The sequence below is a fragment of the Salipiger sp. ABF4_146 genome (genome assembly GCF_056161345.1).
This window is the reverse complement of the sequence record NZ_JBSWYX010000022.1, coordinates 18352-42277: the sequence shown is the minus strand read 5'-3', so window position 1 is coordinate 42277 and position 23926 is coordinate 18352. Positions and strand designations below refer to the sequence as shown.

General features: G+C 57.6%; 35 protein-coding genes and 1 pseudogene. 11 read left to right on the top strand and 25 right to left on the bottom strand.

What is annotated here, in order from left to right:
* Positions 1-11: 11 nt before the first annotated feature.
* Positions 12-191, bottom strand: coding sequence for a hypothetical protein (locus tag ACXAJT_RS22730; RefSeq protein WP_475239492.1), 180 nt, complete (start codon positions 189-191; stop codon positions 12-14).
* Positions 192-330: 139 nt separating this feature from the next.
* Between ACXAJT_RS22730 and ACXAJT_RS22725 the strand changes: the two genes are divergently transcribed.
* Positions 331-789 carry a hypothetical protein gene (locus tag ACXAJT_RS22725; RefSeq protein WP_475239490.1) on the top strand — a complete coding sequence of 153 codons (459 nt, stop codon included), beginning with the start codon at positions 331-333 and terminating at the stop codon, positions 787-789.
* A 16-nt stretch (positions 790-805) separates the two neighbouring features.
* Here ACXAJT_RS22725 and ACXAJT_RS22720 read toward each other — a convergent pair whose 3' ends face one another.
* The 3 genes from ACXAJT_RS22720 to ACXAJT_RS22710 are packed head-to-tail and all read right to left on the bottom strand — an operon-like array spanning position 806 to position 2409.
* Entirely contained in the window at positions 806-1819 is a 1014-nt protein-coding gene (locus ACXAJT_RS22720; protein WP_475239488.1) for an MBL fold metallo-hydrolase, read from the bottom strand.
* Positions 1820-1873: 54 nt separating this feature from the next.
* Positions 1874-2224 carry a CcdB family protein gene (locus tag ACXAJT_RS22715; RefSeq protein WP_475239485.1) on the bottom strand — a complete coding sequence of 117 codons (351 nt, stop codon included), beginning with the start codon at positions 2222-2224 and terminating at the stop codon, positions 1874-1876.
* Positions 2167-2409: a type II toxin-antitoxin system CcdA family antitoxin gene (locus ACXAJT_RS22710; RefSeq protein WP_475239482.1), complete on the bottom strand. Its 243-nt coding sequence runs from the start codon at positions 2407-2409 to the stop codon at positions 2167-2169. Before ACXAJT_RS22710 ends, ACXAJT_RS22715 begins: the two co-directional genes overlap by 58 nt.
* A 227-nt stretch (positions 2410-2636) precedes the next feature.
* Here ACXAJT_RS22710 and ACXAJT_RS22705 point away from each other — a divergent pair, with 227 nt between their 5' ends.
* From ACXAJT_RS22705 to ACXAJT_RS22690, 4 genes are all read left to right on the top strand, one after another.
* Positions 2637-3386 (top strand): hypothetical protein, encoded by a 750-nt coding sequence (locus ACXAJT_RS22705; protein ID WP_475239480.1) that lies wholly within the window; start codon positions 2637-2639, stop codon positions 3384-3386.
* A 163-nt stretch (positions 3387-3549) separates the two neighbouring features.
* Positions 3550-4023, top strand: coding sequence for a phasin family protein (locus tag ACXAJT_RS22700; RefSeq protein ID WP_475239477.1), 474 nt, complete (start codon positions 3550-3552; stop codon positions 4021-4023).
* A gap of 133 nt (positions 4024-4156) precedes the next feature.
* The gene (locus ACXAJT_RS22695; protein ID WP_475239474.1) at positions 4157-4579 is read left to right on the top strand and encodes a phasin family protein; all 423 of its coding nucleotides are present in this window, start codon (positions 4157-4159) and stop codon (positions 4577-4579) included.
* A gap of 148 nt (positions 4580-4727) precedes the next feature.
* A complete protein-coding gene (locus ACXAJT_RS22690) occupies positions 4728-4994 on the top strand; it encodes a ribbon-helix-helix domain-containing protein (RefSeq protein WP_475239472.1) in 267 nt (88 codons plus the stop codon).
* Between the two features lie 34 nt (positions 4995-5028).
* On the opposite strand, the gene ACXAJT_RS22685 is transcribed toward ACXAJT_RS22690, so the two are convergent.
* On the bottom strand, positions 5029-5460 hold the full coding sequence (locus ACXAJT_RS22685) for an META domain-containing protein (protein ID WP_475239469.1): 432 nt from the start codon (positions 5458-5460) through the stop codon (positions 5029-5031).
* Between the two features lie 149 nt (positions 5461-5609).
* Here ACXAJT_RS22685 and ACXAJT_RS22680 point away from each other — a divergent pair, with 149 nt between their 5' ends.
* Positions 5610-5885, top strand: a complete 276-nt coding sequence (locus ACXAJT_RS22680) for a hypothetical protein (RefSeq protein ID WP_475239466.1) — start codon at positions 5610-5612, stop codon at positions 5883-5885.
* 7 nt (positions 5886-5892) lie between these two features.
* Here the strand turns inward: ACXAJT_RS22680 and ACXAJT_RS22675 are convergent, their stop codons facing one another.
* The 14 genes and pseudogenes from ACXAJT_RS22675 to ACXAJT_RS22610 all read right to left on the bottom strand — a co-directional run bounded on the left by ACXAJT_RS22675 (position 5893) and on the right by ACXAJT_RS22610 (position 13841).
* Positions 5893-6288, bottom strand: coding sequence for a hypothetical protein (locus tag ACXAJT_RS22675; protein ID WP_475239463.1), 396 nt, complete (start codon positions 6286-6288; stop codon positions 5893-5895).
* A complete protein-coding gene (locus ACXAJT_RS22670) occupies positions 6285-7376 on the bottom strand; it encodes a type I restriction endonuclease (RefSeq protein WP_475239460.1) in 1092 nt (363 codons plus the stop codon). The genes ACXAJT_RS22675 and ACXAJT_RS22670 overlap by 4 nt, the downstream gene beginning before the upstream one ends.
* Before the next feature lie 144 nt (positions 7377-7520).
* Positions 7521-7577: pseudogene (locus ACXAJT_RS22665) on the bottom strand (hypothetical protein); the annotation flags it as partial.
* A 13-nt stretch (positions 7578-7590) separates the two neighbouring features.
* Complete coding sequence (locus tag ACXAJT_RS22660; RefSeq protein WP_475239457.1) at positions 7591-7734, bottom strand: type II toxin-antitoxin system CcdA family antitoxin; 144 nt, start codon at positions 7732-7734, stop codon at positions 7591-7593.
* Between the two features lie 84 nt (positions 7735-7818).
* Positions 7819-8166: a hypothetical protein gene (locus tag ACXAJT_RS22655; protein ID WP_475239455.1), complete on the bottom strand. Its 348-nt coding sequence runs from the start codon at positions 8164-8166 to the stop codon at positions 7819-7821.
* Positions 8156-8692 (bottom strand): hypothetical protein, encoded by a 537-nt coding sequence (locus ACXAJT_RS22650; RefSeq protein ID WP_475239453.1) that lies wholly within the window; start codon positions 8690-8692, stop codon positions 8156-8158. Before ACXAJT_RS22650 ends, ACXAJT_RS22655 begins: the two co-directional genes overlap by 11 nt.
* Positions 8689-8964, bottom strand: coding sequence for a hypothetical protein (locus tag ACXAJT_RS22645; RefSeq protein ID WP_475239450.1), 276 nt, complete (start codon positions 8962-8964; stop codon positions 8689-8691). Before ACXAJT_RS22645 ends, ACXAJT_RS22650 begins: the two co-directional genes overlap by 4 nt.
* Before the next feature lie 55 nt (positions 8965-9019).
* Positions 9020-10540, bottom strand: coding sequence for a hypothetical protein (locus ACXAJT_RS22640; RefSeq protein ID WP_475239447.1), 1521 nt, complete (start codon positions 10538-10540; stop codon positions 9020-9022).
* Between the two features lie 41 nt (positions 10541-10581).
* Positions 10582-11265 carry a hypothetical protein gene (locus tag ACXAJT_RS22635; RefSeq protein WP_475239444.1) on the bottom strand — a complete coding sequence of 228 codons (684 nt, stop codon included), beginning with the start codon at positions 11263-11265 and terminating at the stop codon, positions 10582-10584.
* Positions 11266-11336: 71 nt separating this feature from the next.
* Entirely contained in the window at positions 11337-11633 is a 297-nt protein-coding gene (locus ACXAJT_RS22630; RefSeq protein WP_475239441.1) for a hypothetical protein, read from the bottom strand.
* A gap of 251 nt (positions 11634-11884) precedes the next feature.
* A complete protein-coding gene (locus ACXAJT_RS22625; protein ID WP_475239438.1) occupies positions 11885-12013 on the bottom strand; it encodes a hypothetical protein in 129 nt (42 codons plus the stop codon).
* Between the two features lie 741 nt (positions 12014-12754).
* Positions 12755-12961, bottom strand: a complete 207-nt coding sequence (locus ACXAJT_RS22620; RefSeq protein WP_475239436.1) for a hypothetical protein — start codon at positions 12959-12961, stop codon at positions 12755-12757.
* Positions 12962-12972: 11 nt separating this feature from the next.
* Positions 12973-13206, bottom strand: coding sequence for a hypothetical protein (locus ACXAJT_RS22615; RefSeq protein ID WP_475239434.1), 234 nt, complete (start codon positions 13204-13206; stop codon positions 12973-12975).
* Positions 13203-13841, bottom strand: coding sequence for a hypothetical protein (locus ACXAJT_RS22610; RefSeq protein WP_475239431.1), 639 nt, complete (start codon positions 13839-13841; stop codon positions 13203-13205). Before ACXAJT_RS22610 ends, ACXAJT_RS22615 begins: the two co-directional genes overlap by 4 nt.
* Before the next feature lie 125 nt (positions 13842-13966).
* On the opposite strand from ACXAJT_RS22610, the gene ACXAJT_RS22605 reads away from it, so the two are divergent.
* A complete protein-coding gene (locus ACXAJT_RS22605; protein ID WP_475239428.1) occupies positions 13967-14524 on the top strand; it encodes an RNA 2'-phosphotransferase in 558 nt (185 codons plus the stop codon).
* A 119-nt stretch (positions 14525-14643) separates the two neighbouring features.
* Positions 14644-14964, top strand: a complete 321-nt coding sequence (gene ihfB / locus ACXAJT_RS22600; RefSeq protein ID WP_475239426.1) for an integration host factor subunit beta — start codon at positions 14644-14646, stop codon at positions 14962-14964.
* Positions 14965-15000: 36 nt separating this feature from the next.
* On the opposite strand, the gene ACXAJT_RS22595 is transcribed toward ihfB, so the two are convergent.
* The 6 genes from ACXAJT_RS22595 to ACXAJT_RS22570 all read right to left on the bottom strand — a co-directional run bounded on the left by ACXAJT_RS22595 (position 15001) and on the right by ACXAJT_RS22570 (position 20707).
* On the bottom strand, positions 15001-16857 hold the full coding sequence (locus ACXAJT_RS22595; RefSeq protein WP_475239423.1) for a hypothetical protein: 1857 nt from the start codon (positions 16855-16857) through the stop codon (positions 15001-15003).
* A 73-nt stretch (positions 16858-16930) separates the two neighbouring features.
* Entirely contained in the window at positions 16931-18298 is a 1368-nt protein-coding gene (locus tag ACXAJT_RS22590; RefSeq protein ID WP_475239421.1) for a D-alanyl-D-alanine carboxypeptidase family protein, read from the bottom strand.
* A gap of 62 nt (positions 18299-18360) precedes the next feature.
* A complete protein-coding gene (locus tag ACXAJT_RS22585; RefSeq protein WP_475239418.1) occupies positions 18361-18711 on the bottom strand; it encodes an SH3 domain-containing protein in 351 nt (116 codons plus the stop codon).
* Positions 18712-18844: 133 nt separating this feature from the next.
* On the bottom strand, positions 18845-19219 hold the full coding sequence (locus ACXAJT_RS22580; protein ID WP_475239415.1) for a DUF4870 family protein: 375 nt from the start codon (positions 19217-19219) through the stop codon (positions 18845-18847).
* Between the two features lie 190 nt (positions 19220-19409).
* Positions 19410-19709, bottom strand: coding sequence for a hypothetical protein (locus tag ACXAJT_RS22575; RefSeq protein ID WP_475239412.1), 300 nt, complete (start codon positions 19707-19709; stop codon positions 19410-19412).
* Positions 19706-20707 carry a hypothetical protein gene (locus ACXAJT_RS22570; RefSeq protein ID WP_475239409.1) on the bottom strand — a complete coding sequence of 334 codons (1002 nt, stop codon included), beginning with the start codon at positions 20705-20707 and terminating at the stop codon, positions 19706-19708. Before ACXAJT_RS22570 ends, ACXAJT_RS22575 begins: the two co-directional genes overlap by 4 nt.
* A 151-nt stretch (positions 20708-20858) precedes the next feature.
* Between ACXAJT_RS22570 and ACXAJT_RS22565 the strand changes: the two genes are divergently transcribed.
* The 3 genes from ACXAJT_RS22565 to ACXAJT_RS22555 all read left to right on the top strand — a co-directional run bounded on the left by ACXAJT_RS22565 (position 20859) and on the right by ACXAJT_RS22555 (position 23559).
* Entirely contained in the window at positions 20859-21239 is a 381-nt protein-coding gene (locus ACXAJT_RS22565; protein ID WP_475239406.1) for a DUF6750 family protein, read from the top strand.
* A 103-nt stretch (positions 21240-21342) separates the two neighbouring features.
* Positions 21343-21738 carry a DUF6750 family protein gene (locus ACXAJT_RS22560; protein WP_475239404.1) on the top strand — a complete coding sequence of 132 codons (396 nt, stop codon included), beginning with the start codon at positions 21343-21345 and terminating at the stop codon, positions 21736-21738.
* 123 nt (positions 21739-21861) lie between these two features.
* Positions 21862-23559 (top strand): hypothetical protein, encoded by a 1698-nt coding sequence (locus tag ACXAJT_RS22555; protein WP_475239401.1) that lies wholly within the window; start codon positions 21862-21864, stop codon positions 23557-23559.
* Positions 23560-23926: the final 367 nt, after the last annotated feature.

Below are 23926 nucleotides of genomic sequence, written 5' to 3'. Positions count from 1 at the left end.
ACGTCCGGCGGTTACAGCGGGTCGATCGCTTCCCGAATGGGGACGATGCGGTCGGGCCCATCCTTGGGGCCGGTCATGTCACCGGCAATCAGAACTGTATCGGGTCGCTCTTCCAGGCAGGCGGTGATCAGAGGGGCGTAGTTGCCGTGCGGGTCTCCGTAGAACAGGATGTTGTGGTCGTCATTCTTCATATTCTTGAGCTTTCCTAGTGCTCAGGAAGATGACACAGCGAAGTAAATTTCTGATTTCGCACGCAGTTTGATTGGGGAAGGCAGTCCTGGAACTTCTCATCAGGCAACGCATATGCTCGAGCAGAGACAGAGAGGCCACATGAGCAACGTGAACACCGCAGAAGATATTCTCCAGGCGATCGAGGCGCGCCTGCGTGGCGATTGGGACAATCCGAAGCTTGCGCAGTTTGGTCCCCACATGGCCGATACGATGGCTGACATCCGCGATTTGATTGATCAGCCCCGGGTCACTGAGGCGGAAGTGGCCGGCGCGCGCGAGGGGGTGGCTCAGGTCTTCATCGTCAATACATCGGACCGCAACGACGAAGAAACCATGAGAGCCTTCGACGATCGCCACAGCATGGTTGTCTATGTGGCCAACACGTTCGCCTACGACGGAGATGCCGAGCTCGACACGGGGGAGTTCTGGGATGAGATCTCAGAAAACTACGACCTTGGCGAATGGAAAGCGTTCCACATCGGCGTGATGGACCCGAAGACTCTGAAAATCGAGACCTTCCAGCAGCCGACGGCCTTGCGCTTCGCGGCCGGCATGTGACGCGTCTAAGCCTTCATCAGCCTGAGGGATGCGCGTAGACATTTCCTGGAGAGAGAGCCTGAAAACGACCCCGAGGGATGCCTGCAGCCTCTAGGCTTTGCGCGAGCAACTCAGCTGGCTCATCCCGCGGCTCATCGGTGAGCTGGAACGTCCCCCAGTGGAAGCCAAGTGCCTGGCCAGCACCGATGTCATTGAAGATCTGCACGGACTCTTCGGGAGCAACATGCTGGGGGGCCATGAACCACCGCGGCTCGTATGCGCCGATCGGGATAAGGGCGATTTCCGGAGAGCCGTAGCGGCTGCGCAGACTCTGAAAAATGGAGCCATCCCCGTAGCCGGTGTCCCCGGCAAACCAGATGCGTTCTTGCGGGGTCTCAATCCAGAAGCCGCTCCACAGCGCCATGCGGCGATCGCCTAGGCCGCGGGCCGACCAGTGGTTTGCGGGAGTGAGGGCCACGGTGACACCATTGCCGATCTCGAATTGGTCGTGCCAGTCGCCGGTACTGATCTTGGCGCCTCGCACCGCACGGCCGACGGTAACGTCCGTCCCGAGTGGCATCACCATCTGCGGGCTGTGGCGGACCTGCAGACGCTTCAGGGTGGCGACATCCAGGTGATCATAGTGGTTGTGGCTGACCAGGATGACATCGATTGGAGGCAGCTTGTCGAAGTCGATCCCGGGTGCAGTGACCCGCTTGGGACCAATGAAGCTGAAGGGGCTGGCACGATCTGACCAGACAGGGTCCGTCAGGATGTTCAGGCCGGCAACCTGGATGAGCACCGAAGCGTGGCCGATCATCGTGATCCGTGGCGCTTGGCTGCGCTCCACAGGGATGGCCGGCGTGATTGAGACATGCGTCGGCCACTTTGCCCGCTGCCCACTCCGGTGCCATTTCAGAAGGTCCTTGAAAGAGCGATCGGTGCGGTGAGCTGGTGTCTGGAACCTCTTCCCATCAAAGTGGGCGCTGACGGGGCCGGAGTAATAGCGATTGCGGGGCATGAGGATCCTGAATTTTGGTACCTCATTCATGTGGTAGCCTGGCAGGGCCGCGCAAGTGGGGAGGTCAGATGACCTCGCCCGCGGTCAAAATCCTGAAAACACCATGTCCAACGCGCCACGGATCTCATAGTCCCACCCGGTAAGGTCGGTGACGGCGGGTCCTTGGATCAGGGCTGCCGGGATTGCGGTCATCTCCCCAGTGTGTAGGACGTAGCGCTTCCCCTCGACTTCCAACACGGGCTCAAGCCGCGTGAAGGCTTTCGGCCCCTCTCCCTCAAGAACGAGCGGGGCTACTATGCGAGCGGCGGTCTCGATGAGATCAGATTGCAGGTCCAACACAAGAGCACCACCCGGAAGGCGATAGACATGAAACTGCACTACTCGGTCTTGAATACTTGGTATTTGGCCAGAGGCATCCCGTTTTTGTCGATCCATTTGCGGCGCTCGTCCAAAGCTTCGGCGTTCTCCTGTTTCCAGGACGTCGCATTGGTCTCCCGCACGGCGCAAGCTAACGCAGCTTCACTAATGGCAGAAACGTTCAACTTCAGCGCGCGTGCTGCGGAAAGAGTATGTGCATCGACCGAAATGTTGGTGCGCGTTTTCTCAGTGGGACGGTGCATCCGAATACCTCCTTGTTCACTCGCACGATACACACGTTGAATGTGCCTAGCAATGCGCACGTTGTGATGCCTACGAGTGATGTCAGTGTATCTCCCTCGACGACAGCTTGTCCATTTCACGCACACGCCTGACCTAGGAACTCACAGTCTAAATGGAGAAGGCGTCGCGCTTATCGACCCATCTCCTGAGACGCCCGAGCCCTGGCCGCCACAAGGAGGACACCGCCATGGTCGATTTCCGCAAGATGATCTCGGCGAAATCCCGTGCCAAGTACGATGCCGCCCGCGAACAGATTGCGGCTTTCCAAGACCTGGACCTCGCCGGTATGGCGCAGGCTCTGCTGGAGGCGCGCGACACGCTGGTGAGCAGCGGCACTCTGAAAGCTGAGACCGATTGGAGCTACGACGAATGGGCCCTCCATGCCTGTGTGCCGGCCCTCGCGAAGCGCCTCGATCCATCTCTGGGGCTCCAGCTGCGTGAGGACTTGATTTCCGCACGGGACGATGAGGATCTGGTGCACTCGATTCAGCTGGTCTTGCCGCACACCCGTTTCACGCAGGCCACGGAATCCTCGGATGAAGCTAAGGCCGCCGTCGAGTTCCTCTTTGGTGGACGCATCCACGGTGGAGCTCTCGCTCTCGCGCTGGATACCATCGTGCCAGGATACCACCCAGGCCGGGTCAAGGTTGACTCGCGCGCGCCGTTCTCCGGCGTGCAACTGATTGGATCCTACGGGGATCACGACCGGGTTCTGTGCTATGCGGAAAGCGAAGAAAAACTCGATGATCTCTACCAGGCGGCTGCGGCTAAGCGCCAGTGCGAGGACCTATCTGGTGAAGAGGAGGCGCTTCTGCGCGAGCTTCGCTGCTGGCCGGAGCGGCTGGATTTCGATACCCTCAGCATTCAGACCTTCAATGGCACCGTGCTCCGCGAGCAGAACTTCCTGCGTCAAGAGTTTAGCGTGCCGTATATGTGATCAGAGGTATGGCCAGCGGTGCTGATGGTGCTAGTGATGTGTGTCGCCGGAGGCATGGCGGAGTTCTGCCTGCGTAAAAGAGTGACCTCAAATGTCTCTTGCTGCACTGCAGCGCAGTGAGCACACTCATTCGAGACTACCCATCCAGATTGAGGAGCTCGTCATGGGTACTGCTACTGATTTCACCAAAGCCTTTTCCAGCCTTCCCAACGTCTACGATAGTGATGCCTTCAAGGGCGCATTCGCTTCGTTTTCAGACTTTCAGGGGAAGTTCTCGGAGATAGCTATCGCTTCGGCGTCGAAGTCCACGGATGTACTTCTGAAGGGAACGAAAGATGCCTTGGAAAATGTCAGGACGCTCACCAAGGCGCGTGATCGATCCGACTACGCCCAAGCTTTTTCAGATTTTATGCAGGCCCAGGCAAAAGTCGCGCAGGACACTGCGGCGTCCCTTTCCGAGATAATGAAAGGAAGCGGCACGGAGATCGGTGAACTCTCTACTGAAGCTGTTGAGGAAACGTCTGAGGTTTTGACCGAAGCTCTCGAGGGGTCGGTTGAGGCGACGGCGAAAGCGCACGACGTAGTCGAAAAGCCTGAGCCTGAGGGTGACCATACCGTGAAGTCGACGCCGGTCTAAGAGGTCGCCGCGAGGGCTCCATAGCTCCGCGGCGCTCAAAACGAATTCAGGAAGTTGCCCTCAGGTGGTTGAAATGCTGCGCTGCAGCATCCAGGTTTTGGCGTGACTTGAGCAAACCACGAGGAGGTAACCAATGACTGCACAACCCGATTTCACCAAGTTCTTCAGCGCGATCCCCAATGTTTGCAACCCGGATGCTGCCAAGGGCGGTATGGCCTCGGTTGCCGAACTCAACGCAAAGGTTGGCACCGTCGCATTCGACGCAGCGGAGAAATCGACCGATGTGATGACGTCCTCGACGAAGGAAGCGCTGGGCAACATGCGTGAGCTGGCAGAGGTGCGTGAACCGGCAGCATATGGCGAGGCCTTCACTGGCTTCATGCAGGCCCAGATGCAGCTTGCACAAAGCACGGCCGCCGCTCTCTTTGAGGTCGCGCAGGGTGCCGGCGAACAGATGGGATCTGTTGGGAGCAACGCAGTAGATAAGGCGACGACGACAGCCAAGAAGACTACCGGGACATCGTCGACACGGAAGACGTCTGCTACGGCCGCATAAGGCTGTTTCAGAGCAGTTTTACTGGGGGCACGTCCGCGCTGGGCGTGCCCTTTTGGATTCGACCCTCAAGGTTCCGGTTCAAGCCTCACTTTGACAGTGGTGTTCCCGAGGTACAGTGTCAGAGATCGATTTCGGAAAGGACCGCGAGATGAGTGCCAAGCTGTCGATTTCTCTTACGGATGAGCAGGCGGCATACGTGAACTGGCTCGTAGAGGCGGGGCACTTCCCCAGCTTGAACTCAGTGATGCAGGAAGCGGTCGAACTGATGCGACAGCAGAACGAGATTGCAGACACCCTCAGTCAGCTCCTCGAGGAGCGCCGTGCCGGAGAGTTCATCGAGAGTGACGAGGGTAGGCCGCAGAGCGAAGAGATGATCAAACAAAATCGGGCGGAAAGAGATCAGGGGAAATCCTGATAATCAGAGAGGTTCGTAGCTTCCCGCAGGCGGTTCATTCCTCAGAAGCCGTGAAGGATGCCAGGGGCACGCCACTTGCATTCGTCAGCTCGAGTTCGGTGCCCGACAGCTGGTAGCCTTCCGCCTCGCCCATCACGTCGACCATGTCTTGTTCCAGTTGGGTGCGCCAATCTTCGAAGCAGAGTTTTCGAGTGCTCGCCATGGGGCCATCTAGCATGAACGTTGTCTCTCCGATCACGGCTTTGCCGTGATGGGTATTGCAGCCGGCGAACATCGAGAAGCTGCCGTCGTCTTGGAATTGGACGGTCGGAGGCTGCCCAACCTTCAGCTCGTTTCCTTCCACCTTTGTGGCGATCCAGGTTGTCCTGGAGAGCGAGAGCTCGTCAGTCCCCGGGGTGCAGGTCGCACCTGAGAGGGTCGTCACGGCCATCGACAAGAACGCCACGACTCTGAAAATCTCGGCCATCTCTGCTTTCTCCTCCTACCGCATTCTCTCCTAGATCTTCAGATGGACACCCACTCCTCTACGTCAATGCATCGCTCGCCATGATGGGCGGCTGCAAGAGCCTAGCACGGTAAGGGCCAGCAGCCTATGTAGAGAATAGGAGCTCACCAATGCCGGACGCAAACGCCCACATCGAAAATTCTGTCAGAAGCCGCACGGTAGCCGCTGTCATTGCCCGGTTCTGCCGCCAAAAGAGCTTCGTCTCTGAGGCCACCTACGGACATGTCTTCGCGAAGAAAGTATCCGAGCTGTCGGGGGACGATGTCGAACTGGACGAGACAGAAGAGGTCCTCGTCACCTTGAAGCGAGGTAAGGTGATCACCGGGCGCCGGATGGTCTCCCTCCTTGGTCAGCACCAGCGCGAAGTTCGAGAGCACCGCAGATGAGCAGGCATCACTCGGGGAACGCTGAGCGGCATTGAGCGACCTGCGCCTGATAGGTCACCTGCTCTTGGGCAAAGGCCTCTCGGAGTTGCTCTAGCTTGGCGCGCTCTTCGTTGACGTTGATCGCCACGGCCTGCTCGCGTGGTCCGTTGTCAGTGCCGATGCACGTCGAGATGCCGATGTTACCGTGGTAACCGCGGCCGTATCCGTTCCCGGTACAGAAGCCCACGGAGGCTCTGGGCTCCTCTGAGACGTGGATCGCATATCCGCGGGAGATGTTACCCTCAGCGGTCTCAATGCGCTCCTGGATGGCGTTCAGGCGCTCTCCTGCGCGATCGATGCAGACCTCTTGCGTAGAGGCACAGGCGCCCAGCGCGAGCATGAGGGGGAGAGCGAAGTACTTCATGGTTTCACCTTCGGAGCCCGTTCACGCACTTCTTGGAGCAGGTCCCCATCTTCAGTTTCCGCGTGCCGATAGATTTGTATCGCCTTCCAGCCGGTTACCAGGCAACCCCACCTTTGAAGGCTAACTTTGCTTCCTAGGTACTCGACTTTGGCGTCTTCAACAATCATAGCCTCGCTATTAGGATGGTTCCTGATGCGAAGCGTTTGTCCTTCTGATAGAAGCCCTAACTTAATCATGTCCGGTACACGTATATCGGAACGTTCGGTTTTGCCTCGACGCCGAGAAGGTTTCGGGGCAGATTTGGAATGGGATTGCGCTTCGTCGGCCAGATTGGCTTCGAGGCTGGAGCACCCATCTCTCTGTACTTCTTGAGCTAGGCCTATCGCTGGGAAGAGGTCGCTATCACTCCGCCAGTCAGCTCGAAGTCTCAATCGTCTCAGTGCTGACTTGACCTCGCCTTCTGATAGGTTTCCACCGGATGCCTTTGCCATTGCCCGGACCGCACTGCGGTTCTCGGGCAGCTCGTCGATGATGCGCCGCATTTCGTGGTCAATCGATGTCTCGCGCCAGAGCTGGTCTAGGGCTCGAGTTGGGGACATGCGATCCCGACCGAGCATGGACATCCGTCGTGCCGCCGCAATCGCGTTGCCTGTTATGTCCACTGTGAAGAAGAGCTTTTCTTCAGCCTCGGCCTTGTGGTGAACATTGTACACCCTCCACTCGCGACCGTTGGTGAGTGCCGCCCACTCAACGTTGCAGACGTTTGCATAATTCAGGGTTTGAACGATCCACTTTCGGTCATCGAGATCCTTGTCGAGTGACTTCACTTCGACGAATAAGTTGGGAGTCCCATCGATCAGTAGAGCGAAGTCTACTGGGTTATCTGAGGACTTGTGGCGATACTCACTCTGAACCTCGTCCAAGTCGTGTATTGGCCAGCCCAAAGCTTCGATCATGGGTGTTACCAAAGCCCTGATCGTATTGGACTCGTTCACCGTTCCTGGTCGGGAAGCGTAGGAAGCTATAAGGGAGCTAATTCTCTCGATTTGGATAACCAGATTGCCGTCTGGTGCCTTAGGATGGGCCATTCTGTCTTTCTTCACCATCACTACACGATGGTCGCAATCAGTTAACTGGGGATTTCTCGTGCCAATAGACCGATCTAGCGATCCCTATACAAGGGTATGGTGCGTAAAAAGTTCTGGCAAAGCGTGTTACGACGACTCTAGCCGCTAGAAGGTTCTGAACTGAGCAAGCTGCAGGCCTTCGCGAGCCACCTCATCGGCGTAGGCCTCTAACGCCTCACGGTTCTCCTCGCGCCATCTTCGGTTTAACTCGAGCTTCGATGATCGCCGCTTCGGATATCCTCGACATGTTCAATCCTAGATCTCGCGCGGCCGCGGCTACGTCAGTATCGAGCGTTAGATCTACCTTATTGCGTGCCATCGAGACCTCACGGTGCATTCGTATGAAGCAGGATCATATGCTATGGCGCCAACCGAGCAAGTCCAGGTCCAGAGCGTCTCGTGGTCAAGGTGAGGGGGCAGCCGGCGCGGCAGTAAGATCGCGCGCCTTTTCGATCTGATCACGGATGATTTCGCGGACCTGCTCGTGAAGTTCCGGCGTGTCGTCCTCGTCATCGACAGCGTAGAAGATCGCTGGGCCGAAGTGACCGTCGTACTCGACACTGTGGACGTGTTTGACCTCAGCCTCTTTGGCAGTGCCATCGCCCTGGAGTCTGAAAACGAGGTGGTCGTGATAGTCGAGGAGGAAGTCGAACTCGGCCTTCAGGATGGCTCGCATGTCGGAGACGTCAATATCGACGCAATAGGACCTCTTCTGAACCTCTGGCTGCCCGATCTGAATATCAGATGTCATAGCTGCGGCCTCCCTTGGCATAGTGAGCCCGCAGCTCCGCCGGGGTCGGAACCTTGCTTTTCTCGGGATCTCGTTTCTCTAGGCGGAAGGCACCAGACCAGGACCGTGTCGCGCGGTATTGGAACCGTTTGGTTGCGTTTTCGAATTGAACACCTTGCGCCAACCGGTATCGCGCTGGGCGCCTGGCAGTCATTGCGATGGTGACGCCGTTGCGGGCGGCACGGGTGGTGTCGAACAAGGTCTGCAAAGAGAGGTCCGCACTCATCAGAACCAGCTTGTGGCAATCGCCTTGGGATCGTTTCTCGCGAGCGCAGAGAGAGTTGAGTGCCGAGGCCTGGTAGCGATCACCTCTGAAATCAATGAGCTCCCAGGGGCGATCGTCATCATGCTTGCTGGCGACTGCGTCCAGCAGGGCAGTTTTGGCGCCCTTGAAGCACAGGTCCGGTGGCCGCACGAGGATGTGCTGACCAACCATGCCTGTTTGCTGATGCCGGCGGAGAGGATTCAGAAGACTCTGAAAAATCATGCGGCGGTCCGGACCTTGTGCGCGTCGTAGCCCTCCCGGTCGATGCTGATTTCTTCTTCTCGCGGGACGTGCACGCTGAAGTATTCGGCGGAAGCGCTATGGGAGATGTGCGCGTATAAGATGCCTTGTGCGAGTTCGAGCAGAACTTGCCGACCGTCATCCAGCTTGAGCTCGAGTCCTGTGTCCAGAAGGTGCAGCTCAGCGCCCACTTCAGAGGGGATGCCGGCGGAGGGCTCTTCGTCTTTGACGGTAACTTTAGCTACGTAGGACATGGGTTCCTTTCTTTGGATCTTGGGTGGTTTCAGAATTTTTCAGGTTCGTTCCCATTCAGGGCGCTGGGCCAGCTGACGCCTCGAGTTCGGGCGCGGTCACATCAACGTCCAGAACGACGGTGTCCTCGCTGAAGGAGATCGGTTCCGGGGACACAATCAGCGACCGCCCACAATGGGGGAGGTCCGCCTTGAGGCCACTGCGTTCACAGGCGACGTCGAATTGGTCGATGCTGCGGCCGTGGGGGAGGTAGAGGTGGACGCGCTCGGGAAGACCCTCGAAGCGGAAGGCGTCGGCGTATTGTCCTTCAGATGCCTCTTTCAAGATCGCCTGTGCGTCCTCACGGCTCACGTCCTTCTGCGAACAGACGAGATTGAGAAGGTGTTCTTCAGAGGCGATCGTGAGGCGCTCCAGCCCGGAGCCATCCAAAATCTCGAAACGGGAGTCTTCAGGCAATAGGTAACCGCGTAAAAGGTCTTTGTCGCCCTCAGCCTCAAGCTTGCTCGCCTCGTCGGCACTGACGACCTCGCCGTAGTTGAGTAGCATGACGCGGCCGGTTGCTTTCTCGCGCACGGGCTTCGGGAAGTAATCCCCAAACGAAATCCTCATCACGCCAGTCTGCTCATAGGTCTGGATCGACCACTCGAGAGCGCCCACGTCAGCATTGAACCTAACGGGAAGGTCCATGTCTTTGACATGTGCCGCATGGAGCGCTTCGGTGAAGGCCTCCATGTCTGAGGCCGACAGAAGGTAGAATGCCGACCCCGCTTCGATCTCCATGTGAACCACTTCGGGGAAGCGCTTATGGAGTTCCAGCGGTCGGCGCTCAAAATTGTCCTCTGACCGGGTGGTGTAGAATTTCAGATTCCAGTCCTCGAAGTCGGCATCCAGGTGCTCGCCGGCTTTGAAGTCCCAGTATCCGCCATGGCTGGTGGTGATCTTGTGAAGTTTGTCGCTCGGCATCTGCCCGGTCGAGATGCAGAAGTTCGTATGCGCCGTAATGCCAGGTAGCTCGTCTTCAGAGAGTTCTTTGAGCTTGAAGGACGTTGATGCCGCCTCAACAGCACCCCTCACGATCGGGATGAGCTCACTTGAGAGCAGGCCGGTCTCAACGAACGTGTTCCAGCTTTCCACGGCGCGAATGCGCCCCGGATCGACGCCTTCAACCTTGGAAAGCTTCCCCTCGGCTTGGCGGCACATCAGCTCACCGAGAGCGGTCGCCATCTCCGGGCACTCTCCAAGATCTTCACTGTGAGGCACTCTGCGGAAAGAGAACTCGCCGACCCAGTGAGTGAGGTCTTCAGGCGTGAGTGTGCGGCGAACCGGCGGGACTGAAGCGAGGAGATCGGTGTAGTTGGGGCCGAGCTTCCAAACACCTTCAATTTCGATGAAGGCTCCTTCTTCGACCAAGGCGTCGAACATAGCGCGAGCGCGTTTGCCGTCGCCATGTTCACCAAAGAGGAGGGCCTCCAGGTTCTGCAGCGCCATGCCGAGATAGATGCTGCGCGCACCTTCTTTCCCGAATTCTTGGGCGCCCCATAGAAGCATCTGTCGACGTGCGATCGCGTTTTTGTCCATATTCTATTCCTGCTTGATGTTTTGTGGGGCGCGGGTCGGGATCACGGCGTCGGGAGGGCAAAATCTTCTGTGGGGCTGTGGTCTTCGCTCACGGGTCCCAGCGTGTAGATGTCGTGGAGGAAGCGATCAATTTGAATGCCTCCCTCAGCGGGGACCTCAAGGATCAACGGAACTTCCCTGGTCGCGTTGAAGGCTTGAACTCGAACATGGCTCACTACCAGATCGAGTGCGACAATTCGACTTTCACCGATCCGAACGACCAACAAGTCATCGTGGCTTTGGGAAAGCTCGACATTTATCGCCTTAGAATGAGGAACCCGTTCGTCGGACAGCGTAAACGGTCCTTTATTCTCGGCATGGTAGGGCCCTTGGTAAAGGGTTCCGGCCGCATCGATGAGACCACCATATTCTTGACCATGACGGTATTCAGGAACTCTAATAGCCCAAGGGGATACCGGGGTGATGTCGCCCTCAAGGTCGTACTCGTTTCTATCGACACGAATATCCCCATCGACAGGGACATCTAGCGTCATGGGAGCGTCTTTTGTTGAGTTGAAGGCGTGAATGCGGACATTGTCACGGTCCATTTCGAGCCGGACAGCGCGGCTGCTTCCGATGCGGAGCAAAAGCGTGCCTTCAGTTTCCTGAGAAGCCTCGACGTTCAAAACGTCAAGGGGTGCATCTTCAGAAAGTTCCTTAAGTTTGAACTGGTTATCTGTGGTCATCGTAATCCCCTCATCTTCATTCGGTAATTTTTGTAGTAGATGTCACCGCATATGCAGTAAGCAACGTGGCTTTACAGCTTGGGCGCTGCGGCCGGCTCGGCGTGGATGTCGTAGTCGTGCCGGTCGATCTGGATCTCGCCCTCAAGCGGGATCTCGAGGTTCATCGGCGCATCGTTCGATTGGTTGTAGGCGTGAACACGCAGCGTTCCGTTCTGGAGCTCGACCCACACTGAGCGACCATCGTCGGTATGCACTTCGATTGCGTCGTCTTTTAGAGACAGATCGACATCGAGGCTCTTTGGGGCACCTTCGGCGGTGCGTCCCTCAGCCTTGTTGTCCTGAAGCCGTAGTTTCGCTGCTGTAGTCATCGTTGAATTCCTGTTCTTTGAAAAAGATAGGCGAGGTCTCGCCTCTGTGGATGTAACCGAAAATATGAATTGAAGAGCGTCAGGGCGCGGGAGAGGGGGCTGGTGTGCGTGTGAGGACAATGGGCTCGACGAAGCTCTTGGTGTAGGCGCTATGGTCGGCGTTGTTCCAGACCTCTTTCCCGTGAGCTTTCCAGTGCTCTGTAATCTCTGAGTTGGACATCAACATGCCCTTGACGAGTTCGGGCTCTTCTTCACGCCAGCTCGCTGGCTGCGATCCGTTCCACGAGCGAGTTGACCGCCAGCATTCGGACGATCTGATATCTGAAGGCGAGGATGTCAGTGCCCTCGCGATTCTGAATTTCAACGATACCAGAGTCCACGGAAGTGCTTTCCTGCTTCACGATGGACAGATAGAGAGAGCGAACACTCAGGTCGGCATCTCTGCTGGTCGGGCAACTCCATGACAAGCGTTCGCCAGATGTCGCGAGCAGAGAGCAGTTCCAATTCTCAGCGGCATCCTTCTCAACCGAGAAGCTTCCGATAAGCGTGTCGAAGCTGACCTTATCCTAGACATCGCGAATGCCACTCAGGGCTTTGAGCTCTTTGAAGGCCCGGAGCATGGACGCAGCGAATTTAGGCTTCTTGGGATCAGTGATCACGGATTGGTTCTCCCCGGGTATTGGGCGCTCAGGATGAGGGCAGGATGCCGCGGGTCGTAGAAGTCTTCTGCCTCGGCCGGCACGACCCCCTTAGGTCTGGCGATTGCTGCATGGAGGGCGGTGCGCAGCCTCTCATTTTCAGCTCGCAAGCGGGCGGCTTCCTCGCAGGTATCGCAGCTCACGTGGGGGCCTCTTCGTTCTGATCGATGGGTCCGAAGCCGATGGCAAAAGGCCCCACATAGATGCCGCAACCGCCTTCCCATCGCTCGAAGCCGAGGCGACGATCAGAAACCAGGGTTTGATGAGTAGCGTGCAGCCGAGATTGCCGGCCACTCGGAAGGCCGCAATCCCCCGGAAGCCGGCGTGTCGGAAGGTGGTAGTCTCGTTCCAGGCCATTAAGGCATCCTTTCTGGGCGTGGTGTTACCGTGGAAACAGGGCGCGCTGGGCGCGACCTGTAGGGGTCAGCGGCCTTCGCCTTCTCGACCACTCAAGGCGCTGAGGGCGGTAACGCCCAGTGCCGCCATCGCGAGGCCGGGAGACGTCGACTGTTCGGCAGCGAAGTCCGGGCTGGGGCGCTGCTGGTGGGAACGCTTGCCTTTGTTGGCAGCCTTCTCCTTGAGGCGCAGGCGTTCTTTGCGGGCACGCGGGTTAGGCTTCTTGCGCGGCATCTTGGCCTCCTTCAGGTATTCACGGACAGGCAATCGGTGCAGAGGTCTGGACGCAGGGGCGCCTTCTCTCCGCAGCCCGGACAGTAATCGGTGGGTTCCGGTGAGACGTCCAAGCGTTCGAGCCCGATCTTCAGCGAGCGTTCGAAGAATTTGGAGGCGAGCATGTCAAACTCGCCTACCGTCATGCCTCCGAACAGATCATCGGGATCGGCGTCGCCGTGCCCGTGGGTGCCGCCCTCGCTCATGGCGTGACCGCCCACGTCCCGGGCACCGGGATGTCGTCTTTTTCAGGGTCGGTGAGCGGGATGGTCTCCTTCAGCAGTCCAATCTTGGCCTTGCGATAGAAGGAGTCACGGCAGTCATTCCATTCGGCGATGAGCTCAGCATCCGTCATGTGGTTGAAGCCCGTGCAGCCTTCCAGCTTGGTGTTGCTGATGAAGTCGGTAGCCTGGTGGTCTTCCCAGGAAACGATAGCTTCTGACACTGCGGTGATATCCAGCCGCGTGATCAGTAGATTGCGCTCGATTTCGATCTCGGCGTCGTCGAGGCCCTTGATTTTCAGGAAGTGTTCAGGGAACTCGGCGGGGACGACCTCAGGTTCTTTGTGATCGAACACAAGGGTGCCAGCTGCGCGCATCCGCTCGTATTCTTCCCAGATGTCTCCCCACTGTTTGGCGAGCGCCACGTTATCCCATCTCGCAAAGCCTGGCGTACCTTGGTCTTCGATCATATGCAGAAGGCCATCATACTCACCTTCTTTGGCGGCCTGAAGCAGCGAGGTCACTTCGAAGTTGGTGCACATCTTGATGATGTCTTCACGTGCGTAGCAGACGAGGTCTCCCTCGGGAGAAGTGCAGGGGATCGGGGATTTGGGGTGCATTCATGCCTCCGTTCGTTGGGTCTATTCATGACATATGCTTGAGGCGGTCGCAAGTAATAAGAATAGAGTTGACTTGCGGGGTGGGTTCGGTGTGTAGCGGAGAAAGAATAGATGTGGAGGGGCGCATGTCGGACCTTTCGAAGAAATCCAAATTTATCGCGCGCGTCCTTCGACATGACCCTAGCCTGATCGAGGTCGAGTTAGATGAGGGTGGATGGGTCTCAGAGGCTGATTTGCTCAACGGTATGCGAGGCGCTGGCATTCAGATCACGCGCAAAGAGCTCGGAGAGATCATATCTCTGGATGAGAAGGGGCGCTTCACCAGAGAGGGCATCCGTATCCGGGCGGCGCAGGGGCATTCGATCCCGGTCGATCTCGGGCTCGTATCCGTCAAACCTCCGGCAACGCTTTGGTATGGGGCCGACGCGGCTAGCCTGAGTGAACTGTTTAAGAGAGGGCTGGAGCGTCGTAAACGCAATCATGTTCAGCTGCACGGCGATATCGCGAGTGCTCAGCGGTTTGGCCAGCGGCACGGTTCCCCAGTTGTTGTCAAAGTCGATGCCGAAATGATGGCCAGCATCGGCTTCGAATTCTACCGCTCTGAAAACGGTGTGTGGTTGACGCAGGAGGTGCCGGCGAGCTTCTTGTCGCATCACACTGACGGTGGAGAAGTGGCGGCCTGAGAAAGCTACCGGCGCGGCACCTATCGTCGGCGGTAAACCGCGGGACTCTGAAAATGACTTGGAGCGGCTGCCTGCTCGTAGTATTTTGTTTGACAACCTTAAATCTGCCTGGGGCCAAGATGATCAGATCAGAACTCATCGATACGATCGCCGAAGAGAACCCGCATCTCTACCGCAAGGACGCCGAGAGGGTCGTGGATACGATCTTTACAGAAATCGTTGAGGCCATGGCCAGGGGCGGTCGGGTTGAGCTTCGAGGTTTCGGTGCATTCTCCGTTAAGGATAGGGATCCTCGGCAGGGGCGCAATCCGCGTACCGGCGAGGCGGTCGACGTTGAAGCCAAGAGCGTCCCATTTTTCAAAGCGGGCAAGGGAATCAAAGACCGTCTTCAAGAGGCTGCGCTAAAATCCGGTGCGCTCCCAGTTTCCGACAAAGACTAAGGTTGCGAGGAGCCCGTGGGCTCCCCGCAAGTTAGCTCACCTGGACATGCCCGGAGTGCTGTTGTTTTCGGTCACCATGCTTTCATCGAATTCGATAGCAATTCGATTGTCGGGGTGAAACGAGAGGCTTTCCGGATCGATGGCAACCCGATCGGTCTTCATCTTGACCTCCTGCTTGGTGTGATCCATCGCGACCTCCAGCTGTTCGGCGTCTAGGGTGACCTTTTGGCCAGACGGTTCGTCATCAAAGCTCATGGCCGCGAACTGTTGTGCGCCCGCCAGTTCGACACCGAACTCCGCTTCGAGTTCAGGTCCAAGAAGTTTCGCAATCTCTTCGTAGCCTTCCGTTGGTGAGAAGGTTTGGGTGTCCAGATTTCTGGCCTGCGTACTCACATCGCTCGGCACGCGGGGGCTGTCCTCTGTCGGAGGATCTAGCTGAGCACTGTTGGATTGGTCGGCGCCCATGTCACCGTCTAGGGGGACGTAGCGTCCATTCCATGCTTCGGAAGTCCCCGGATGCGCAGATGCGATGGCGTCTTCTTGCGCTGCGGTGAGCCCTTCATTCTCATATTGAGCGACGGCTTCATTCACGCTCTTAACAAGAGGATGCTCCGCCATCCTCTTCGAAGCACGGTCTGACGCCTCATCGTGGGTCAGGAAGCTGTCCATCGAGGCTTCGTTGGCCCCGTAGTCGCCGATGTAGGTGGTTGTCAGGTACGTCGGCGCCTCACCGGTCAGCACCGGATCGGAATTCGCGTGCGAAAAGGATGTCTTGATGTTGGCGCCGTCGCTCTCCACGGTAAGGACATCGTCGTTGCGGAACATCTTCATCATGACGTTTGCGTTTTCGCCAAATTCTTGGGTCCAGCTATGACGCAGCTCTTCGGTGTCGGTCATGGCGCGCTCGACGTGGGCGCCGGTGAACTCCGAGCTATATGCCGCGGCATCTGACGCCACGCCGGCCAAGAACTCATCATTGAGGCTGCCGGTCATCTCGTTGAAGCTTCGGTCTCCATTGAGATTGCGCAGAACGGTTACCTCGTTTCCATCGATCTGAGCGATGTCGATGTGGCCTGTTTGGTCATCATACATCACGCGTGTCATTGCAGGGGCAGAAGAGTCGAATGGGTTGTAGTCGTTCAGGGAGCCGGGAAGCGATGCAAGTGCCCCGATCGCCACTGCAGCAACAGAGACAGAACCAACGAGCTGCTGAAAGAGAGGGGACTTCGCAAAATTCGCGATCGCTTCTTTCAGTCGGCGCCCCAGTCCCGGCGCCGGACTATTGGTGAACATGAACGGACGCGTGCTTGCGGCCTGCTGCGCGATGTAGGCTTTCTCATCTCCGTGCTGAAGCGTCATCCACACCGCAGGAGGTCGCCACTCCCTACCGGTTGTCTGCTTTTCAACGAAGCAGGCTTCTTTGAGCATGTCGGCGATGCGGTTCACATCTCGGGAGCCGGCGGCGACGCTTCGTTGTCGGATGCTCTGCAGAGCGTCGGCGCTGGACATATCCTGAACGACGGAGAATGCCTCGTCAGAGACCTCCGATGCCACAGGGCGGTTTGCGCGATGTGAGTCATCCCGCTTGAGAGACACCTCTCCAGAGGTGCGGATCGAGATCTCGTCGAATGCGCCATTGGCGTGCGCCAGATATGTCTTGCCTGATTTCCCTAGGAAACCAACCGTACCGTCTAAGTGATACTTTTTGGCCAAGTCTGCAGACACCTGAATATCAGTTGTCGCCTGCCAGAATTTCTCGAGCTTGAAGAAATTTCCCTGCTCTTCCGGGCGTCGTGCACCTCGAGATGTTTGCTCGGCATTGAAGCGTTGGCGCTCGGACTGCGTGTCGAGAAACATTTGTCGTGCGGTGGCGGGTGTCAGTTGTCTAGCCATGCCGGAAACCTCTTTTCGTTCCCATGAAGATGGGAACGAACCTGCAAGAAAGGGTTTCGACTGCGCCTTTGGGCTACTCGCGGCCGCTGCTCGAAGTGATCATGGCGCTGTAGATCGATGGGTTGGTGACCTTCACGTTGCCAGCGTCGTCTATTTCAGCCCCCGCCACGTAGCACTCATCCCTCTTCAGGCAGTCTTCGACACTGTTGCGTCCTTCATGAAGCGCCAAATTGGACGTGCGCTGGGCGGCCTCGTTCACCCCTGTAGAGAAGAGGTTCCAATTTTCAGAGTTTCCCTTCGTCGACATGGATGGGGTTTGGTCGCGTCCGGCACTGGCCAGAGACGTCTTGGCTGATGGGCGCCGGGGGATGTCTTCCGGCGCAGGGACGTCGTTCCCTTGAAGGTGGGCGATGTCATCAATCATCTGCTGCAAAACGCCGGAATCCTTGGCGTAGAAGTTTTCAGGAAGTTGAGCGAAGAGAAGGGGCTTCTGTGGTGGGCTGATGTCGTCCCCCCGCGGGTCGACCGGGCGCAGTTGTGGATGGAGATCAGAGCTCCATGAGACCTGGACCGGTTCCACCCAGACCTTCCGATCGAGTTCGGCCATAACCCTGCGGCCGCTACTGGCTCGTGGGAACGTCTGGGTCATGAGGCTCGCCATTTTATTGTTGCGCTGGCCCGATGTGCTGGCGCCAACGACCACTGCGATCAAGTGGCGACCGGACTTCTCCAGGTTAGTCACCAGATTGAACCCAGACGCGCGCGTGTAGCCTGTCTTAATGCCGTCAACGCCTCTCCATTTTCCAAGAAAGGGGTTATGACCTCCGATCCAGTGACCGTGGTAATCGAACCCAGTCTTACCGAAAATCTTGTACTCCTCAGGGAAACGATCCTGCAGCGCGAGGCCGAGCCGGTACATGTCGTAGGCTGTCGTGATCTGCCGCTCGTTGTGAAGTCCCGAAGCGTTGGTGAAGGTGGTGTCTCTCATCCCAAGCTGGTGTGCGGCCTCCGTCATGGTGGAAGCAAAGGCGCTTTCAGAGCCAGAGTAGTTCTCGGCGACCACGGTCGCCACGTCGTTTGCCGACTTGATTGCCAGGGCGTGGATAGCATCTCTCACAGAGATACTGGAGCCGGCTTTCACATAGAGCTTGGATGCCGGCTTGGCAGCGGCGTTGTCCGAAACCCTCAGCGGCGTGTCCATGGTCCAGCGCCCCTTCTCGATCGCATCAAGGGCCATGTAGATGGTCATCATCTTGGTGAGAGATGCCGGATGCCGCGGTGCCCGGGCATCATGTTCGGCAAGGATGCGCCCTGACTTCGCGTCCACGGCGATCCACGCAAGACTCTTGGGGGCCGCATGGGCTACGCTTCCGGATGCCGCCACAAGCGCTGCTGTGGCTCCAGAAATCAGAATCCGTCGAATAGCGGGTCGCAGTGGCATAGGTCCCATCCTTTCGGGCGGGAACCTAGCCCGGTGATGCTTCCAGCGGGTAAACGGGAGGATCAGGGGATGAAGTTTCCGATCCAGTTACCGTGGGCCCATCCAAGAGTGTTGTTGGGCCCGAAGCTTATGGCGTGCCACGCCCCGCGCTTCCCATAGGTCCCCACAATGTCGCCGTTGTGCACTTCTCCGATCTTTCGGTACTGGGAGCCCGGTCCGGTGCGGACGGAGAGAAATCCATCCCCGTTTGGATTGAGCCCCATAACTTCCGCGCGGCCGAAGCACTCGATTTCAGAGTCTGGAGGGCAGTAGGTGTTAAAGGGAACATCCAGCTGCTGAGCAAGCGCTGGCAAAGAAAGGGCGGCGGGGAACAGGAGGGCGGTAATGGCCCACTTCGCAAAGCTTTTGGTCATGAGCGTCTCGCGTAAATGTCGAAGAGGAATGCGCCCAATGTAACTGGGAAAAGGGATTCGATGAAGATCTTGTGGCGAATGAAAAGAGCCCGGCGCTGGGCACCGGGCTCTTTCGGACAGATTATGGTTACGATCAGCTTGCGCCGAAGCCGAACTTGCCCACCTTAGTGATCGGCTTGTTGTCACTGGCCAGCTTGAGTCCGGCGATGCAGCGCATCAGGGTCCAGACGATCCATGCCAGGCCAACGAGCCAGCCGATCAGGACGAGCGAGAGGACGCCGCTGACGAGAAGCCAGAGAAGCCCATACCAGAAGGTCTGGATAGCGAAGGACATGTGGCTGTCGCTGCCCTCACCTTCGCCTTTCGACATGTATGCGTAGACCAGCCCGCCGAGTGCGACGAACGGCAGGAAGAAGCCCACCAGGTAGAGGATGTAGACGATTTTGGCTGCAGAATAGCCCGAGGTCGCGCTGGTAGCGGGGGCGGTGGCTTCGGGGTTAGTCGACATTAGGTACTCACTCCATGTTGGTCATTGGACCTTTATTCTTTTTGAATAGTTTATCAAAGATAAAATTGATTTCGCGGCACATCTCTTTCGCAGGTCGTCTCTTCTTCATCATGGTGCTGTCGGCGTGACAACATTGCGTGGCCAAAACTTACAATTTTCTTTGGAACTACCGCCTTTCGACAGTCGGCATCTAATCTCTCTCAGTGGCCGGCGCCGACGTGATCTCTAGGAGGACCGCCGCCGGCAAAACATGGAAGAGCTCATGCAGCAGGTGTCGGATCGCAACGCGTTCAGAAACTGCAGGCAGCGTCAGGGACACCCGAAAGCGATCATCTGCGCCGACTTTGAGGTAGGCGTCCTGGCCAACGGCGAGAAAGACTTTGTCGAACACCTCATAGAAAGCGCTCGTTTGCTCTTCCTTTGTTTCCCGACCGCTGATCCAGGGAGCTTGAATGAGAATGCTCAAGTCGAAAGATGTTGTCTCGGTCATTGGTAAACGATCCTCAGGTTTGTCTGGACATGTGGGCAGACGGCTTCTGGATCAGATCCTTCGACCCAGAGTTTCTTTCCCACGGCGATTTCAGTTGCACCGAGCGCATCTTCTCCGCTCAGCAGCCCAACGCAGGCGTCCCGGTCTGCCGGCACGCTGATGCGAAGCAGCCCATTCACGCCTGAGATGGAGATGGGCTTCATGTTTTCAGAGATTTTGATCCCGTCTTGATTGGTCTCAAAGCCGGCGCTGGCGAGAGCGTCGGAGGTCTGCTCGTGGAGGTCGCCTGCCGGGAGGTCACCCTCGAACTGTGTTTTGGCGATATCTCGAATTTTCAGAATGTCCGCGATTTCAGAGTCCATGCCCGCGACTTGCTCAACGATGACATCGGTCTCGCTTTCGTCCTCTGGAAGCTCAGGGATCGTGCCATATCGGGCCGTTTCGACCTCTCCGAGGCCTTTTAGGCGTCCTTCTGCATCGACTTCGAGCCAGGACAACTGCATGGACTTGGCGGTCTCAGCTGACAAAGCGATGGCTTCGTCCACACAATCGAGATCGTGGGTTTTGGAGCAGGCATCCTTCAGGTTCTTGTATAGAAGGTCCGCGTAGTCGGCTGTGTAGGTCGCACTGAGTGCGTAGGTTGCTGTGGCCAGTGGTTCCGAAGCTTCCTCCCGGCAGTCATCCTGCAGGCATTCCTCCGATTCAAGGGCCTCCATCGCAACGAAAGCGAGCCCAGCTCTTCGCGCGACCCGGTGCCGAAGAGAGCAAGCATTAACGATCCGGTGCACATCTCTGCGGCCGAGGGCGCCGGTCTCCTCAGTGGTCGAGTTCACAAGGCCATAGATGATGTCAACGTCGCCAGAGCACCTTTCCATGACAGCTTGTTTGACCGCAAATACGTAGGCCGCTTTGGGCGATGGTGATGCCACCGAAGGGGCGGCGGTCGTCATGGCCGCGGCTGCCAAGACGGCGAGAAGGGGGGCTGTTCTTGCAAACATGTGGCTTCCGTACATTTGAATGCCGTAAGCAATAGAAGAGAATTCCTAAGAGGGATGAAATGGTGGCGCCCCTGGAATGTTAAACCGCCTTTAGAGGTCTCCGAAAATCTCCTGTGCGTAGCTCGATGAATAAAGAATAGGAGTCACTACGATGAAGAGCCCGAAGAAGACCCTGAAGTGGGCAGCGATTGCAGCTCTTCTGCAGGCAGCCGCCAGCCCTGCGCTGGCCCAATCAGAACCCGGTACAATCGGCGCTGTCTTCGACAAGCTGGCGCCACAAGCGCGCAGTGCGGCGGATTTTGCGTTGGCCGCAGCGTTTGCCGCAGGCCTGTTCTTCGTTGGTATGGGGCTCGCGCGCCTCAAGGCCGCGTCGGATAGCCAAGGACAACAAGTCCGTTACGGCGAGGGTGTCTGGCGCATCGCGATCGGCTGCGGCATGGCGGCCATCCCCGCCGTGATCGTTCTCACTCAGCACACCTTCGGTCTTTCGGACTTGACTGGGATCAGCTTCGCGAACGGCTTCGCAAACTAAATCTCAGGGGCCGCGTTCTCTTAAATCCATTTAAGGAACTCATTCGCATCTCCCGGGCATGGCTCGACGGCGAGAAGCCAGGATTTATACAGGAGATGACAGTATGAAGAGCATGATTTCGAAAGTGCGGAACGCCCCGCTGACCGCGATGACGGCTATGATGGCGTCCTTTTACGCAGGGCAGGCAAGTGCTCAATCGGATGAAGGGACGATCGGCGCGATCTTCGATGGAGGTGTCGATCAAGCGGAAAGTGCTGGCACGTTTGCCCTCGCGGCTGCCTTCGCGACCGGGGTTTTCTTCGTGTTTATGGGGGGGCTGAAGCTGAAGGCCGCTGCAGACACTCAGGGGCAGCAGGTGAAGTACGGGGAAGGTATCTGGCGTTTGGGCGTGGGAGCGCTTCTCGTTGCGATCCCGAGTGTTATTGCGATCACCCAAACGTCGGTTGGTATCGACGGCAACGCAGACATGTCGTTCAGCAGCGGCTTCTCCGGCGGCTAAAGTACCGAGATCAATTTGAGTTTGTGAAAGGTCGCCTGCGGGCGGCCTTTTCTTATTTAGGGGAGAAAATCTGGTTTAACCACGGCCTGTCATCCTGTTCTAAGAATAGGCCGCAGGTAAAACATGCCCATCTTGGAACTCGCTGGCTCCGGTAATGAGGTTTCGGAGAACCTCTTTGGAGGAAATATCCTCGCGCATCGGGACACCCTCGATGACGTGGTCAACTATGATGAGCTCGTGGAAGACCTTGGGGTTCACACCCTCCGCTACCCGGGCGGATCGGTGACCGAGACCTACTTCGACTTCGCAGAACCCGATCGGGCATGGGTCGAAGATCGCGATAGTGGCGATGGGCGAGACTTCATTCCAATTTCAGAGTTTATGGGTTTCGCTGAGGAGGAGGGGCTGAATGCGGTGCTCGTGCTGAACACCCGAGACCAACTGACCCAAGAAACCGACGCGAACGGGGACAGGTATGCGGACATCGATGAGGACGGGCTTCGGCAATTCGTGAGTGATGCTGTCTCTGGCAAGTGGGGAGACGTGAATATCTCGGGCTTCGAGATCGGCAACGAGTACTGGGGCTCCGGGCGGATGACCGCGAATGAGTACGGCAGGGTCGCCAGCGAGATGACTAGGATCGTGGATGACCAGCTCCGCCAGCTCGAGGGCGATTTCCCCCAAGCGGCGGAGAGCGACGTGATCGTTCAGATGGGCACGAACTTCAACTATTCCAGCTTGGGCGATGACTTCGACGGCATGACCTCAGAGGAGACGCTTGATGCTCTGAATGATCGCTACGATCTGGACCTCGATCGACTGCCCAATTGGACCGACGTCAACAACGAGATCATCATGTCTCACTTCGACACCCCCGAAGAGATCGATGGCATGGATGCGGTCAACGCCCATGTCTACTCAAAAGGGGAAGAGATGGCGTGGCAGCGCAGCTACATGCTGGACTCCATCGACAATACCTGGGGGCAGGACGAGCGCTTTGCAGACAAGGAAATCCACGTCAGCGAATGGAACCAGTCGGGTGTCAGCGGCGCTTTCGAAGATGACGACTATGGTCTGAAAAACGGCCATGAGCTGCTCAACATCCTGGAGGAGTTCGCTGACCATGGCGTGGATTCCGCACAGGTATGGCCACTCCTTCAGTGGAGCGACAACACAATGAGCCAAGGCTTTGAGCACGACGGTCTGACACCTACGGGCACTATGTACTCGATGCTCTCTGAAAACCTGCCTGGAAAGAGCGTGCTGGATTTCCGCGGAGATGGCGAGATGGCCGATAACGCATCGTTCCCCGATATGGATGCGCATGGCTTCTACGGTGACGGCGAAGCTGTCTTCTACTTCGCATCCAACAGTGAGAGCGACATCCGCCAGGAAATAGACGTCTCGGGCATTTTTCAGGATGTCGGAACGCTGGAAGCTCAGGTGCTCGGTGTTGCCGACGGTGAAAACCCAGGCGACCCCTCTTCGGCACCGATTGTGCGCGATCTGGACCCAGAGGAAGTTTTCGGCGACGGCTTCATATCTGCCGACCTAAAGCCCTTCGAGATCATGCAGGTGAAGGTGACAGAGTTCATGCCGACCGAGCCAATGCAAGCCGCCATGGATTCGATCGACAACGGCACAGAGGATGGCGAGGAGGTTCCGGATCTTCCGGTGACCGACCCAGATCCAGAAGACGAGCAGGGGGATGAGCCAGACGAGGAAGAGCCCGAGGAGGAGGGGGGCCTCGCCGGGCTCGATGGGATCGCCTGGGCTGCAGCCTTACTGCCTCTCCTTGGCCTCGCGATGCTCGGTGGATAGGGGTCAGGCGGCCCTTGTATCGGTTTGACTATGCGGGGTTATGGCGGACACCATAACGCTCAGGCGCATGATTTCGTAGAAGTCCCGGCGTTCCAGGATTTCCCGCGGCGAGCGATTGCCCAGCGCCGCTTGAGGGGAATTTAGGTAGGCTCGTTCCAAGTCTGTTGCCCCTAGCTTGAGGCGCAGCAACTTCCGCAAGGACCGAACCGTATCGAAACCAACCGTCATCATATCACCTCCCTTGTGCAGGCACCTCCTCCGTACCTGCGTACCGCTACTTTAGTATGACACATGACCATGTCACGCCGCGCCGCAGCGCCGCGATGTGGAGATAGGCGGGCCTCTGCCGGCGGACATTGATCGAGGT

Bases quoted from the DNA above. Each gene is read 5' to 3' on its own strand.
- ACXAJT_RS22595 (WP_475239423.1), bottom strand. From the start codon at position 16,857: ATGGCTAGACAACTGACACCCGCCACCGCACGACAAATGTTTCTCGAC.
- ACXAJT_RS22560 (WP_475239404.1), top strand. From the start codon at position 21,343: ATGAAGAGCATGATTTCGAAAGTGCGGAACGCCCCGCTGACCGCGATG.
- ACXAJT_RS22630 (WP_475239441.1), bottom strand. From the start codon at position 11,633: ATGACTACAGCAGCGAAACTACGGCTTCAGGACAACAAGGCTGAGGGA.
- ACXAJT_RS22680 (WP_475239466.1), top strand. From the start codon at position 5,610: ATGCCGGACGCAAACGCCCACATCGAAAATTCTGTCAGAAGCCGCACG.
- ACXAJT_RS22565 (WP_475239406.1), top strand. From the start codon at position 20,859: ATGAAGAGCCCGAAGAAGACCCTGAAGTGGGCAGCGATTGCAGCTCTT.
- ihfB (WP_475239426.1), top strand. From the start codon at position 14,644: ATGATCAGATCAGAACTCATCGATACGATCGCCGAAGAGAACCCGCAT.
- ACXAJT_RS22555 (WP_475239401.1), top strand. From the start codon at position 21,862: ATGCCCATCTTGGAACTCGCTGGCTCCGGTAATGAGGTTTCGGAGAAC.
- ACXAJT_RS22650 (WP_475239453.1), bottom strand. From the start codon at position 8,692: ATGATTTTTCAGAGTCTTCTGAATCCTCTCCGCCGGCATCAGCAAACA.
- ACXAJT_RS22705 (WP_475239480.1), top strand. From the start codon at position 2,637: ATGGTCGATTTCCGCAAGATGATCTCGGCGAAATCCCGTGCCAAGTAC.
- ACXAJT_RS22675 (WP_475239463.1), bottom strand. From the start codon at position 6,288: ATGAAGTACTTCGCTCTCCCCCTCATGCTCGCGCTGGGCGCCTGTGCC.
- ACXAJT_RS22700 (WP_475239477.1), top strand. From the start codon at position 3,550: ATGGGTACTGCTACTGATTTCACCAAAGCCTTTTCCAGCCTTCCCAAC.
- ACXAJT_RS22640 (WP_475239447.1), bottom strand. From the start codon at position 10,540: ATGGACAAAAACGCGATCGCACGTCGACAGATGCTTCTATGGGGCGCC.
- ACXAJT_RS22580 (WP_475239415.1), bottom strand. From the start codon at position 19,219: ATGTCGACTAACCCCGAAGCCACCGCCCCCGCTACCAGCGCGACCTCG.
- ACXAJT_RS22615 (WP_475239434.1), bottom strand. From the start codon at position 13,206: ATGAGCGAGGGCGGCACCCACGGGCACGGCGACGCCGATCCCGATGAT.
- ACXAJT_RS22690 (WP_475239472.1), top strand. From the start codon at position 4,728: ATGAGTGCCAAGCTGTCGATTTCTCTTACGGATGAGCAGGCGGCATAC.
- ACXAJT_RS22670 (WP_475239460.1), bottom strand. From the start codon at position 7,376: ATGGCCCATCCTAAGGCACCAGACGGCAATCTGGTTATCCAAATCGAG.
- ACXAJT_RS22570 (WP_475239409.1), bottom strand. From the start codon at position 20,707: ATGTTTGCAAGAACAGCCCCCCTTCTCGCCGTCTTGGCAGCCGCGGCC.
- ACXAJT_RS22610 (WP_475239431.1), bottom strand. From the start codon at position 13,841: ATGCACCCCAAATCCCCGATCCCCTGCACTTCTCCCGAGGGAGACCTC.
- ACXAJT_RS22655 (WP_475239455.1), bottom strand. From the start codon at position 8,166: ATGACATCTGATATTCAGATCGGGCAGCCAGAGGTTCAGAAGAGGTCC.
- ACXAJT_RS22660 (WP_475239457.1), bottom strand. From the start codon at position 7,734: ATGGCACGCAATAAGGTAGATCTAACGCTCGATACTGACGTAGCCGCG.
- ACXAJT_RS22730 (WP_475239492.1), bottom strand. From the start codon at position 191: ATGAAGAATGACGACCACAACATCCTGTTCTACGGAGACCCGCACGGC.
- ACXAJT_RS22620 (WP_475239436.1), bottom strand. From the start codon at position 12,961: ATGCCGCGCAAGAAGCCTAACCCGCGTGCCCGCAAAGAACGCCTGCGC.
- ACXAJT_RS22635 (WP_475239444.1), bottom strand. From the start codon at position 11,265: ATGACCACAGATAACCAGTTCAAACTTAAGGAACTTTCTGAAGATGCA.
- ACXAJT_RS22720 (WP_475239488.1), bottom strand. From the start codon at position 1,819: ATGAATGAGGTACCAAAATTCAGGATCCTCATGCCCCGCAATCGCTAT.
- ACXAJT_RS22695 (WP_475239474.1), top strand. From the start codon at position 4,157: ATGACTGCACAACCCGATTTCACCAAGTTCTTCAGCGCGATCCCCAAT.
- ACXAJT_RS22715 (WP_475239485.1), bottom strand. From the start codon at position 2,224: ATGGATCGACAAAAACGGGATGCCTCTGGCCAAATACCAAGTATTCAA.
- ACXAJT_RS22710 (WP_475239482.1), bottom strand. From the start codon at position 2,409: ATGCACCGTCCCACTGAGAAAACGCGCACCAACATTTCGGTCGATGCA.
- ACXAJT_RS22605 (WP_475239428.1), top strand. From the start codon at position 13,967: ATGTCGGACCTTTCGAAGAAATCCAAATTTATCGCGCGCGTCCTTCGA.
- ACXAJT_RS22585 (WP_475239418.1), bottom strand. From the start codon at position 18,711: ATGACCAAAAGCTTTGCGAAGTGGGCCATTACCGCCCTCCTGTTCCCC.
- ACXAJT_RS22645 (WP_475239450.1), bottom strand. From the start codon at position 8,964: ATGTCCTACGTAGCTAAAGTTACCGTCAAAGACGAAGAGCCCTCCGCC.
- ACXAJT_RS22685 (WP_475239469.1), bottom strand. From the start codon at position 5,460: ATGGCCGAGATTTTCAGAGTCGTGGCGTTCTTGTCGATGGCCGTGACG.
- ACXAJT_RS22725 (WP_475239490.1), top strand. From the start codon at position 331: ATGAGCAACGTGAACACCGCAGAAGATATTCTCCAGGCGATCGAGGCG.
- ACXAJT_RS22575 (WP_475239412.1), bottom strand. From the start codon at position 19,709: ATGACCGAGACAACATCTTTCGACTTGAGCATTCTCATTCAAGCTCCC.
- ACXAJT_RS22590 (WP_475239421.1), bottom strand. From the start codon at position 18,298: ATGCCACTGCGACCCGCTATTCGACGGATTCTGATTTCTGGAGCCACA.